We start from the raw sequence: 12,132 nt of genomic DNA on the forward strand, positions 1-12,132 counted from the left end.
CGGCGGCTAAAGCAGGTAGTCGACCTTGGCGTCGCCGTCCCAGCGGCGCAGGCCGGCGAAGCCGCCCTGTAGCTGCGGTGGGCGCCCTGCGACGCGCAACGCCGCGCTCAGTGCCGGCCCCTCGACGCGCCGGGCCAGCGTGACGTGCGGCGTCCACTGACCGGGCAGGCTGTGCGGGGCCGGCGCGGGCAGCAGGTGCTCGACGCAGCGGTGGTACACCTGCGCATGCAGGTCCAGCATCGCGACCGTGGGCACGATGAGCCGGGCCAGGATGGCGTTGCTGCGCCCGAGCAGCAGCGACGCGCCGACCGTGCAGCGCAGCGGCAACAGGCCGGTCAGCGGCCGCAGCGCGGCGTCGACGTCCGCGGCGATGCGCTCGGCCACCACCAGCGTCACGTGCGGGCGGCCCGGCGGCGGCCGGCCGGCGATGTCGGCGCCGGCAAGGTCGTCCCAGATCTGGCGCAGCGCCGCCTCGGTGCCGGCGTCGAAGAGCAATTCGATCGAGTGCACCATCAGCCGACCAGCGAGGTCACCCAGTCGCGGTCGAATGCCGCGGCGCTCATGTCCGCGAACTCGCCGCCGTCCATCGACGCCGCCCCGGCGGGCAGCGCCGCGCGCACCGCGGCCATCCGCGCGAGCGCCTCGCGGTTCGAGGTCTCGACCGTCCCGACCCGCCGGGGCCAACTGCCGATCACCACTCCCGCACACGAAACATCATGCGAGACAAGAGCTTCCAGGGTCAGCGCGGTGTGGTTGAGGGTGCCCAGGCCGGCGGCGGCCACCACCAGCACCGCGGCGCCCAGGTCGACGGCGAGATCGCGCAGCGTGACTCCCCCGCCGGCGAGTTCGACCAGCAACCCGCCCGCGCCCTCGACCAGCGTGAGCCGCCCCGGGCGGTCCAGGCCGGAGATCAGGCGCAGCAGCTGGTCGCGGGTGGGCAGCGCCATCCCGGCCCGCTCGGCCGCGGCGGCCGGCGCCAGCGGCTGGGGGTAGCGGGCCAGGCCCGCCAGCTCGCCGACCCCGGAAAGCCGGGCCACCTCGGCGAGGTCGTCGTCGCCGGCCCCGGTGCCGGTCTGCACCGGTTTGCACACCGCCACGTCGACACCGGCGAGGCGGGCGTGACAGGCCAGCGCCGCGGTGACGACCGTCTTGCCGACGCCGGTGCCGGTGCCGGTGACGACGAGGACCGTCAACGGCGTGGGAAGGACAGCACGTCCGTGAGCACCTGGCGAGCGAGGTCGAGTTCGGCGTCGCTCAGCGAGGCTCTGGCGGTCAGCCGGAGCCGCGAGGTCCCCACCGGCACCGTCGGGGGCCGGAAACATCCGACCCTGACCCCGGCGTCCAGGCAGGCGGCCGCCGCGGCCACGGCAACCTCCGGCTCGCCCAGGATCACCGACACCACCGCCGACTGCGGCACCGCGGTCACCCCGCAGATCCGGGCCAGGTCGCGGGCGTGCCGCAGCACCGCGTCCGGTCGCCACGGCTCGGCGCGCAGCACGGCCAGCGCCGCCAGCGCGGCGCCCACCGCGGCCGGCGCGAGGCCGGTGTCGAAGATGAACGTCCGGGCCGCGTCGATCAGGTGCGCGCGCACCGCCGCCGGGCCCAGCACCGCGCCGCCCTGGCTGCCGAGAGCCTTGGACAGCGTCGTGGTCATCACCACGTCGGGGGCGCCCGCCAGCCCGAGTTCGTGCAGCAGACCGCGGCCGCCGCCGCGCACCCCCAGGCCGTGCGCCTCGTCGACGACCAGCAGCGCGCCGTGGCGGCGGCACGCCTGGTGCAGTTCCCGGACGGGGGCCAGCGCGCCGTCGGCGCTGAACACCGACTCGGTGATGACGACGGCGCGCTCCTCGTCGCGCGAGCGCAGCGCCGCCTCCACCGCGTCGACGTCGCGGTGCGGCGTGACCGCCACCCGCGCGCGCGACAGCCGGCACGCGTCGACCAGGGAGGCGTGCGACAGGGCGTCGGACACCAACAGCGAACCTCTCCCCGACAGCCCGACGACGGCGCCGAGGTTGGCGGCGTATCCGGAGGAGAACAGCAGGGCCGACGGCGCGCCGACGAAGTCGGCGAGGTCGGACTCGAACTGCTGATGCAGCTCGGTGTCGCCGGTCACCAGGCGCGAACCGGTGGACCCGGCGCCCCAGATCCGCAGCGCGGCGACCCCGCCCTCGATCACGTCGGGGTGCTGAGACAGGCCGAGGTAGTCGTTGGACGCCAGGTCCAGCTCGGTGGCGACCGCGGGACGCGGGCGCAGCGTGCGGCGCAGCCCGGCCTCGCGGCGCTGGGTTTCCCGCTGGCTCAGCCAGGCCAGCGGCGACGCGTCGATCGGTGCCTTCATCGGAGTTCAGGGTACGAGGCGCGCGACCTCGGCCGTCGCACAGGTGTGCGCTACGCGACGCTATACGACGTTGTCGGTGCCGTTGGCGCCCGCGCCCAGGTTGGTGGTGCCACTCCCGGGGGCCCCGCCCGTGCCGGGTGTAGCCGAGGCGCCCGATATGGCGTAGACGTTTCCGCCGGCGCCCCCGGCTCCTCCGACGGCGAGCAAGCCCGTACCCGCGCCCCCGGTGCCGCCGGCGCCGCCGACCGCTGCTCCCCCGGCGTAATCGAAGGCTGTGCCCCCGGCGCCACCGGTGCCGCCGGTCGCGACACCGGTGCCCGCCGCCCCGCCGTGGCCGCCGGTGGCCGTGCCAAACGTGCCGAACGGGTAGTTGCCCATGACCGCGGTGCCACCCGCGCCGCCATTCCCGCCGATCCCGGTCAGGCCGGTGCCGTTACCGCCCGTGCCGCCGTTGCCGGCGGTGACCGAGAACCCGTATCCGTCGGCGAAGGCGCTGCCCCCGTTGCCGCCGGCGCCGCCGGCGAGCAGGCCGTTGCCGCCGTGCCCGCCGTTGCCGCCCGTGATGTCGCCGCTGCCGCCGTTACCGCCCGCGCCCCCGATACCGAGCGAGCTGGCCCCGCCGTCGCCGCCGGTGCCCGGTGTACCGAAGATGCCGATGCTGCCGCCGTTCCCGCCGGCCCCGCCGGCCAGCGCCAGGGTGGACGCGCCGCCCATCCCGCCGGCGCCGCCGTTGCCGAGGAAGAAGCCGCCGTTCCCGCCGTTCCCGCCGGCCCCACCGATGATGCCGACGGCGGCGGCCCCACCGGCACCGCCCGCCCCGCCGTTGCCGATGAACAGCGCGTCGCCACCGTTGCCTCCGGCGACACCGGGCAGGATGGCGGCGGATCCGGCGCCGCCGTTACCGAAGAAGCCGGCGTTGCCGCCGCTGCCGCCGTCGACGCCATTGCCGCCGTTGCCCCACAGCCAGCCGCCGTTGTATCCGTTGGGGTGCGCCGCCGTGCCGTTGGCGCCGTTGCCGATGATCCCGCCGGTCAGCTCGATGAAATTACCCTGCTGGAGGACGCCGCCGATCTCGTTGATCTGGATCCCGACGTCGGTCAGGTTGTTTCCGATGAGCGGGTCCGCGGCGTTCTGCAGCGAGGCGATCGCGGCCTGCGCGCCCTGCAAAGGGGATACGTTGACCGCCTCCGCGCTCGAATACGCACTACCAGCCCCCGACAACAATTGCACGAAGTCGCTGTGGAACGCCGCGGCCTGCGAGCTGACCGACTGGAACTGCGCACCGAAATCGGAGAACAGCGCAGCTATCGCCGCGGATACTTCGTCCTCCGCTGCGGCGGTCACCGACGTGATACTCGCCGACGCCTGCGCTCGCGCCGCGTCGATCGACGAGCCAACGCCGGACAGGTTGGCCGCCGCCTCGGCCAGGGCGGCCGGCGTTGCTATCAATGCCATCGTTGACCTCCAACGTGGAGCCCACGGCTCTCACGCCGCCTCACCGTCATCACCGCAGAGTCCATCACTATCCGGGAAGGCCGTCGGCCCCGTTTGCCGCGAAGCCGCCCATCAGGTTGATCGCCAGCCCGCCGGTGCCGCCGAGGCTTACGCCGATGCCGAGCCCGCCGTTTCCGCCCGCTCCGCCGTAGACCGTGCCGCCGCTCAGGAAGGGCGCGAAGATGCCCACGAAGATGTCGTTGACGGCGTTACTGCTTTCCTGGGCCTCGACATAGAACGGGTGTAGGAAGTTGTAGCCACCGAGGAACGCGTTGCCGCCGTTGCCGCCGTTGCCGCCGGGGCCGACGCTGCCGGTGCCACCGTTGCCGCCGGCGCCGCCGGTCAGGCTGAACAGGCCGCCCAGGTCGTTGTTGAACACCGAGCCACCCAGGCCGCCGTTGCCTCCAATCGCTCCATTGCCACCGGTACCACCGGCGGCGGCGATGAAGATGCCGGACCCTCCGGTTCCGCCGGTCCCACCGGTGCCGACCGTGCTGTTGCCGCCATTACCGGCGGCGCCGCCTGCGGCTTCGAAGTCGGTCGGGCCGCCCAGATGGATGTAGCCGGCGGTGCCACCGGCCCCGCCGTTGCCGCCGTTACCGGCGGTGCTTGAGGCCGCACCGCCATTCGCGCCGGCTGCGGGGTCACCAATCAGGAAACCGCCGGCCCCACCGTTGCCGCCGTTACCGCCGTTGCCGCCGTTGATCCCCGCGATGCCGGTCCCGCCCATCCCGGCCAGCCCGCCGTTGCCGAACAGGGAGGCGTTGCCGCCGTTGCCGCCGGCCGCGCCGGCACCGCCGGTGCCGCCCGCGCCGCCGTTGCCGAGGAAGCCCGCGTTACCGCCGTTGCCGCCGGGCTTGCCGGCGACGGTCGAGTTCCAGCCGTTGCCGCCGTTGCCCACCAGGAGCCCACCGTTGCCACCGTTCGGGCTGGCCGCCGTCCCGTTGGCGCCGTTGCCGATCAGCGGCTGCCCGAACACGATCTGGGCGGGGGTATTGACCGCGTTCAGCGCCTGCTGCTGCACGGCCGCGGTGGACGCGCTGACCTGGTTCATCGCCGTCTGCGCCGCGCTCTGCAGCGACGGGACGTTGGTGGCCTCCGCGGACGTGTAGGCGCTGCCCGCCCCGCTCAGGGCCTGCACGAACTGGGCGTGGAAGCTGGCCGCCTGAGCGCTCACAGCCTGAAACTGTTGCCCGTAGTCGGAGAACATCGCGGACACCAGGGCCGACACCTCGTCGCGGGCGGCGGCCACCACCTGAGTGGTCTGAGCTGCCGCCGCCGAGTTTGCTGCGCTGATCGTCGAGCCGATCCGGGCGGCGTCGGCTGCGGCCGCAGCCACCACGTCCGGCGCTGCGATCAGATACGACATCGCTGACCTCCGAAGACGATCTCGGGGTCGTGCGCCTCCACACCACGGTCACGATCCACCAGCCAAAAAATGAACTTATCTGGTTGCTCAGCGGCTTTCAACGGTTCAGCGAATTTCGTTGCTGGTGACCTGTGCCCTGCGTCGACGGCCGAACCCAGCGAACGACGTGTAGCCCGCATTCCCGATCCGGTCCGCGCGGGCGCGGTGCGAGACGGACGCGCCATTTCTGCGGGAAGACGGCGACGGACGCGGTGCCTTGCAGGCCCCCCGACTGGTGACTTGAAGCGGCTAAGCCGACCGTCCACAGCAAACATAACGCTAGTTATTCACGCCCCGAGTTAGTCCTACCCAAATAACGGATGTGAGTAGTGTATACAACTTTACGTATCTGTTCGGCGTATGCATAATAGTTTTGCCCATGCCACGTTGGCCCGTTGACGTGCGCGTAAGCCCCCGACAGGGGCGAGGCGTCGATTGACGCCGAAAAGGCATCCGACTCCATCGCTTGGAGCCAACGGCGTCGGTCAGGCAGCGGGCAAGGCCACGTTTCGTCGTCGCCATGAGGAGACGGGATGGTTTCACTCGGGGCACCCGATGATCGTTCCGTCCGCTCGGCTGAGGTCAGACAATCATCCGGCGGGGTCCCTCGGTGACGATTCCGGTTGCTGTCATCGGCGTCGCGTGCCGGCTTCCGGGCGGCATCGACTCCCCGGAACGCCTGTGGGAAAGTTTGCTAAGCGGCGACCATCTGGTCGCCGAAATTCCGCGGGCGCGGTGGGATGCCGACGAATACTACGACCCGGAGCCCGGCGTGCCGGGCCGGTCGGTATCGAGGTGGGGCGCGTTTCTCGATGACGTCGCCGGCTTCGACCCGGAGTTCTTCGGTATCGACGAGCGCGAGGCGATCGCCCTCGACCCGCAGCATCGACTGTTGCTGGAGGCCTCGCGCGAAGCCGTGGAGCACGCGGGCGTCATCCCGGCGGCGATGGTTAACTCGCGAACCGGTGTGTTCGTGGGGCTGACGCATTCCGACTATCAGCTGATGACCGCCGAGCCCGGCGCGACGGACGGGCCGCACGGCCGCACCGGCAACACCTTCAGCCAGGCCTCCGGACGGGTCGCCCACACCATGGGGCTGCGCGGTCCCGCGCTGACGGTGGACGCCGCATGCTCCTCCAGCCTGCTCGCGGTGCACCTGGCCTGCCGCAGCCTGGGCGACGGCGAGAGCGACCTCGCGCTCGCCGGCGGCGCCTTCGTGATGCTGGAGCCGGGCAGGTTCCTCGCGGAGACGGCGCGGGGCCGGCTGTCCCCCACTGGGCGCTGCCACGCATTCGACGTCGCGGCGGACGGCTACGTGTTGGGCGAGGCGTGCGCGATGGTCTTGCTCAAGCGCCTGCCCGACGCGCTGCGGGACGGCGATCGGATCCTGGCCGTGGTGCGGGGCACGGCCGCGAACCAGGACGGGCACTGCGCGGATTCCTCGACACCGTCGAGGACGGCGCAGACCGAGGTGTACCGGGCCGCACTGGCGAACGCGGGCGTGGACGCCCGCAGCGTCGGCATGGTGGAGGCACACGGTCCGGGCACCCGCGACGGTGATCCCGTCGAGTACGCGTGCCTGGCCGAGGTGTACGGCGTCGAGAGCCCGTGCGCGGTCGGGTCGGCCAAGACGAACTTCGGCCACACCCAGGCGGCGTCGGGAGTGCTCGGGCTGATCAAGGCGGTCCTGTCCCTGGCACACGGGGCGATACCGGAAAACCTGCACTTCACCCGGCTGCCGGACGACCTCGCCCGCGTGGACACCAAGCTCTTCGTGCCGCAGGCGCTCACACCCTGGCCGCACGCCGGACAGCACCCGCGCCGCGCGGCGGTGTCCTCGTACGGCACGTCGGGAACCAATGTCCACGCCATCCTGGAACAGGCCCCCCGGACGAGCGCACACGCCACGCACCCGGGCGCGGCGCCCGAAGCGCCCCTGCTGTTCGCCCTGTCGTCCACGTCGGCCCGCGAGCTGCGCCGAACCGCCGGCCGGCTCGCCGACTGGGTCGAGGCGCACGACGCCGTGGCGCTGCCGGACCTCGCCTACACCTTGACCCGCCGCCGGGCACACCGCCCGGTGCGCACCACCGTCGTCGCGAGCGGCCACCGCGAGCTCGCGCACGCCATGCGCGGCATCGCCGACGGCGAGGCCCCCTACCCGGCCGCGGTGACCCAGGACGATCGGGGCCCGGTGTGGGTGTTCTCCGGGCAGGGCTCGCAGTGGGCCGGGATGGGCGCCGGTCTGCTCGCGAACGAGCCGGTGTTCGCCGCGACCGTCGCTCAGGTCGAACCACTGGTCGCGCGCGAGTCCGGGTTCTCGGTGACCGAGGCGATGGCGTCACCGCAGACCGTGACCGGGATCGACCGCGTCCAGCCGACGCTGTTCGCCATGCAGATCGCGCTGGCCGAGACGATGAAGTATTACGGGGTGCGCCCGGGCGCGGTGATCGGGCATTCCCTCGGGGAGGCCGCGGCGGCCGTCGTCGCCGGCGCGCTGTCGCTGGACGACGGGGTGCGCGTCATCTGCCGCCGCTCGCGGCTGATGTCCACGATCGCCGGCGCGGGCGCCATGGCCGCGGTGGAACTGCCCGCCAAGCAGGTGCTTTCGGAGCTGACGCTGCGCGGCGTCAAGGATGTCGTCGTCGCGGAGGTGGCCTCGCCACAGTCCACGGTGATCGGCGGCGCCGCCCTCGCGGTTCGCGAGCGGGTGGCGGCCTGGGAGGAGCGCGACGTGCCGGCCCGGGAGGTCGCCGTCGACGTCGCCTCGCACTCACCGCAGGTCGATCCGATCCTCGACGAGCTGACCGACGCGCTGGCTGAGCTGAACCCGACGACCCCTGAGGTGCCCTTCTATTCGGCGACCTCGTTCGACCCGCGCGAAGAGCCCGTGTGCGACAACCGGTACTGGGTCGACAACCTGCGCCGCACCGTGCGCTTCGCCGCCGCGGTGCGCGCCGCGTTGGAGGACGGGCACCGGGTCTTCGCCGAGCTGGCGCCGCACCCCCTGCTCGTGCGCGCTGTCGAGCAGACCGCGCGCAGCGTGGACGTGCCGGCCGCGGCGCTGGCCTGCCTGCGCCGCGGGCAGGACGCGCCGCACGGACTGCTCGGCTTCGTGGGCGAGCTGCACGCCGCTGGCGCCCCCGTGGACTTCGCCGTCCTGTACCCGGGCGGCCGGCTGGTGGACGCGCCGCTGCCGACCTGGACGCGCCGCCGGCTGTGGCTGAGCCCCTCGGGACGGCGGCCTTCGGCGCGGGCCGGGTCCACCGGCCGCGCTCATCCACTGTTGGGGCCGCACGTGCGCCTGCGCGAGCAGCCGGAGCGCCACGTCTGGCAGGCCGAGGTGGGCACCGCCGCCCAGCCCTGGCTCGCCGACCACCGCGTCGGCGGGGCGGCCGTGTTGCCGGCGGCGGCGTACTGCGAGATGGCGCTGGCGGCCGCCCGGCTGCTGCTGGGCGAGACGTCCGAGGTGCGCGACATCCGTTTCAAGCGGGCACTGCCGCTGGGCGAGGACACCACGGCCGGTCTCTCGGCGACGTCGTCGTCTCCGGGCGTGCTGGACTTCCTCGTCGAATCGGACCCGCAGGGCGGGCAGCGCCGCCGGGCCACCGCGGTACTGAGCGCCGCGGCCGATGAGCGGCCACCCGCTTACGACATGCCCGCGCTGCTGGCCGCGCATCCGCGCCGGACGGACGGCGCCGAGGTGCGCAACCGCCTGAAACAGCTTGGCGTTCAGTATGGTTCGGCGTTCACCGGTCTGGCCGCCGCGCGCACCGGCGACGATGCCACCGGGACCGTGCTGGCCGAGGTCGCCCTGCCCGGCCCGATCCGCGCGCAGGAGGGGGATTACGGCGTGCACCCGGCGCTGCTGGATGCCTGCTTGCAGTCCGTCGAGGCCAGTTCGCTGGTCAGGGGGCTCGGCGAGGGAATTGTGGCGTTGCCGACCTCCGTACGGCGGCTGCGCCTCTACGGTTGCGCCCGCGGCGCCCACTACTGCTACACCCGGCTGACCGAGGTCGACGACCGCGGGATCGAAGCGGATCTCGACGTGCTCGATCGGCACGGCGCGGTGCTGCTGAGCGTGCGGGGGTTGCGGTGCAGCGCCGGGACATCCGCTGACGCCCACAAGAACCGGGTGCTCAACGAGCGGCTGCTGACCGTCGAATGGCAGCAGCGGCCGCTGCCCGAAATCCCCCACTGCGCCGCGGGCGCCTGGCTGCTGATCAGCGTCGCCGCCACCGCCGACCCGGCGGCGGCGCTGGCCGCCGCCCTCAGCGGCCATGGCGCACAATGCCAGATCCTGCACTGTCCGCCGGGCGCCGACCACTCCGCGCACACCCAAGAGCTCGGAAACCGTTTGCGCGCGGCGAGATTCGCCGGTGTGGTGATCGTCCACGGCGCCGCGCACGACGAGGCCCCGGGGGATGCGGCGCCGGGCCCCGGATCCGCTCAGCATCTCGTCCTGCTCACCCGCGAGTTGCTCCACGTCCCCGGGGAGCCGCCGCGCCTGTACGTGGTGACCCGCGGCGCCCAGACCGTCCTGGCCGGCGACCGTCCCGATCTCGGCCAGGCCGGGCTGCGCGGCCTCATCCGGGTGATCGGCGCCGAGCATCCGCACCTGCGCGCAACCCACGTCGACGTGGACGCAACGAGCGACACCGGCCAGCTGGCCCGCCACCTGCTCAGCGGCTCGGACGAAGACGAATGCGCCTGGCGCGCCGGATCGTGGTACACGGCGCGGCTGCGCGCCGCCCCCCTGCGCCCCGGGGAACGGCGGACCGCCGTCGCCGAGCACCAGGTCGACGGGTTGCGCCTGCGCATCCGCGAACCCGGCGACCTGCAGACTCTGGAACTGGTTGCGTGCGAACGCCTTCCACCGGGACCGGGACGGATCGAGGTCGCGGTCGCCGCGTCCGGCGTCAACTTCGCCGACGTGCTCGTCGCGAAGGGTTCGTCCCCCGGCGCCGACGGCCACCCGCCGCAGCTGGGCACGGACTTCGCCGGGGTGGTCACCGCCGTCGGCCCGGGCGTCACCGGCCACCGCGTCGGCGACCGCGTCGGCGGCTTCTCCGAAGACGGGTGCTGGGGCACGTTCGTCACGTGCGACGCCCGCCTTGCCGTCACGCTCCCGGCCACCCTGAGCGAGCCGCAGGCCGCCGCGATCACCACCGCGACCGCCACGGCGTGGCACGGCCTGCACGACCGGGCCGGCATCTCGCCCGGAGACCGGGTGCTGATCCACTCCGCGACCGGGGGCGTCGGCCAGGCGGCCATCGCCATCGCCCGCGCCGCGGGGGCCGAGATCTTCGCCACCGCGGGCAGCGAAGAACGACGTGAGCTGTTGCGCGCCACGGGTATCGAGCACGTCTACGACTCGCGCGGCACCGAATTCGCCGAGCAGATCCGCCGCGACACCGACGGCTACGGCGTCGACATCGTGCTGAACTCCCTCACCGGCGCGGCTCGGCGCGCCGGATCCGAACTGCTCGCCGACGAAGGACACTTCATCGACATCGCGATACGCGGTGCCGGTGACGACACACGCCCGGCGCTCTTCCCGGCTCACCGAAACCTCACCTTCCACCACGTCGACCTGTCGCTGATGTCGGCGAGCCACCCGCACCGGGTCGGCAAGCTGCTGCGCACGGTGTACCGGCTCGCGGCAGACGGCGGGCTGCCTTCCCCCCGCCACACGGTCTACCCGCTGACCGGCGCCGCCGACGCGATCCGGGCGATGAGCGCGCCGGGGCGCTCCGGAAAAATCGTGCTCGGCGTGCCCCGGGCCGGGCGCAGCCGCGTCACGGTGCCACCGGAGCGCGCGCAGGTATTCCGGCCCGACGGCGCCTATCTGGTCACCGGCGACCTCGACGAGCGCGGGTTGTTCCTCGCCGAGAAACTGGCCGAGGCCGGCTGCGGGCGCATCGTGCTGATGTCCCGCGCGCAACCCACCCGCAAGGCGAGGGAGACGATCAAGCTGATCTGCGCTATCGGTGCCGACGTCGTGGTGCAGTGCGGCGACATCGCCGAGGCCGCGGCGGCCCACCAATTGGTAGCCGCCGCCACCGCGACCGGGCTCCCGGTGCGCGGCGTGTTGCACGCGGCGGGGGTGACCGAGGACGCAACCGTGGCCAACGTGTCCGCGGATATCATCGAGAGCGCATGGGCGACAAAGGTTTACGGCGCCTGGAATCTCCACTGCGCCCTGCGCGCCGGTGAGGCGGCCGCGCCGCTGGACTGGTTCTGCTCGTTCTCCTCGGCCGCCGCGCTGGCAGGCTCGCCCGGCCGGGCCGCCGAGGCCGCGGCGAACAGCTGGCTGGACGCCTTCACGCGGTGGCGCCGCGGCCAGGGCCTCGCGGCCACCGCGATCGCCTGGGGCCCCTGGGAGCAGGTCGGGCGCGGCGCCTCCCCCGCACGGGACGCGGACGTTGCCATCGCCCCGGACGAGGGCGCTTACGCGCTCGAGACGCTGCTGCGCCACGACCGCGGCCACACCGGCTACGCGCCGTTCCCGAACGCGGCGGCGTTGCACGCCTTGGCCCGGCGCAGCCGATTCGCCGAGGCCTTCCGCTCCACCGCGCAAATCCGCACCGGCACAACCAAACTCCGTGCCGAGCTCAGCGAGTTGCCGCCGGAGGAATGGCCCACGCTGCTGCGGCGGCTGGTCACCGACCAGATCAGCCTCATCCTGCGTTGCAGCATCGATCCCGACCGTCCGCTGTGCGAATACGGCGTCGACTCGCTGGGCGCCCTCGAGCTGCGAACACGCATCGAGAACGAAACGGGAATATGCGTCACCTACAACGACATCGCCGTCACCACCATTCGCGGCCTCGCGCAACTGCTGTGCGAAAAGCTCACGCCCGCTTAGTGGGCCGGCCCGCGGCCCGGCGGCCCG

General features: G+C 73.0%; 6 protein-coding genes. 1 reads left to right on the plus strand and 5 read right to left on the minus strand.

The annotated features are described in order from the left end of the window. Positions 1-6: 6 nt before the first annotated feature. The 5 genes from G6N48_RS08600 to G6N48_RS08625 all read right to left on the minus strand — a co-directional run bounded on the left by G6N48_RS08600 (position 7) and on the right by G6N48_RS08625 (position 5,201). On the minus strand, positions 7-513 hold the full coding sequence (locus G6N48_RS08600; RefSeq protein WP_085270699.1) for a 2'-5' RNA ligase family protein: 507 nt from the start codon (positions 511-513) through the stop codon (positions 7-9). Continuing rightward, positions 513-1,193 carry a dethiobiotin synthase gene (bioD, locus tag G6N48_RS08605; protein ID WP_085270698.1) on the minus strand — a complete coding sequence of 227 codons (681 nt, stop codon included), beginning with the start codon at positions 1,191-1,193 and terminating at the stop codon, positions 513-515. The genes G6N48_RS08600 and bioD overlap by 1 nt, the downstream gene beginning before the upstream one ends. Further along, positions 1,190-2,338 (minus strand): 8-amino-7-oxononanoate synthase, encoded by a 1,149-nt coding sequence (locus tag G6N48_RS08610; RefSeq protein WP_085270697.1) that lies wholly within the window; start codon positions 2,336-2,338, stop codon positions 1,190-1,192. The genes bioD and G6N48_RS08610 overlap by 4 nt, the downstream gene beginning before the upstream one ends. Before the next feature lie 60 nt (positions 2,339-2,398). Further along, positions 2,399-3,793 (minus strand): PE family protein, encoded by a 1,395-nt coding sequence (locus G6N48_RS28645; RefSeq protein WP_085270696.1) that lies wholly within the window; start codon positions 3,791-3,793, stop codon positions 2,399-2,401. A gap of 67 nt (positions 3,794-3,860) precedes the next feature. Beyond that, positions 3,861-5,201, minus strand: coding sequence for a PE family protein (locus tag G6N48_RS08625; RefSeq protein ID WP_179969863.1), 1,341 nt, complete (start codon positions 5,199-5,201; stop codon positions 3,861-3,863). Between the two features lie 649 nt (positions 5,202-5,850). Between G6N48_RS08625 and pks2 the strand changes: the two genes are divergently transcribed. Next, complete coding sequence (gene pks2 / locus G6N48_RS08630) at positions 5,851-12,105, plus strand: sulfolipid-1 biosynthesis phthioceranic/hydroxyphthioceranic acid synthase (protein ID WP_269475420.1); 6,255 nt, start codon at positions 5,851-5,853, stop codon at positions 12,103-12,105. Positions 12,106-12,132: the final 27 nt, after the last annotated feature.

This window comes from Mycobacterium parmense (genome assembly GCF_010730575.1).
Classification (GTDB): Bacteria; Actinomycetota; Actinomycetes; order Mycobacteriales; family Mycobacteriaceae; genus Mycobacterium; species Mycobacterium parmense.